This is a genomic window from Mycobacterium sp. NGS49 (assembly GCF_059812565.1).
On sequence record NZ_JCALCX010000120.1, the window covers coordinates 1 to 318 of the forward strand.

1 protein-coding gene is annotated in these 318 nt (G+C 64.5%); it reads left to right on the plus strand.

Translation table 11 applies throughout. The annotated features are described in order from the left end of the window. On the plus strand, positions 1–318 hold a 318-nt coding region (locus AC5Y7D_RS30960), incomplete at both ends, for a polyketide synthase dehydratase domain-containing protein (RefSeq protein ID WP_499930012.1).

Genomic DNA, 318 nt, shown 5'->3' on the forward strand with positions numbered 1-318 from the left:
GTTGGATGGGGCTGGGCATCCGTTGTTGGGTGCGGTGGTGGCCCAGCCTGAGTCTGGTGGGGTGGTGTTGACGGGTCGGTTGTCGGTGGTTGAGCAGCCGTGGTTGGCCGATCATGTGGTGGGTGGGGTGGTGTTGTTCCCGGGGACTGGGTTTGTGGAGTTGGTGATTCGTGCCGGTGATGAGGTGGGGTGTGGGGTTGTTGAGGAGTTGACGTTGGGTGCGCCGTTGGTGGTGGCGGAGCAGGGTCAGGTGCGGGTTCAGGTGGTGGTGGGCGGGGTCGGTGAGTCCGGTGGTCGCCCAGTGTCGGTGTATTCCCT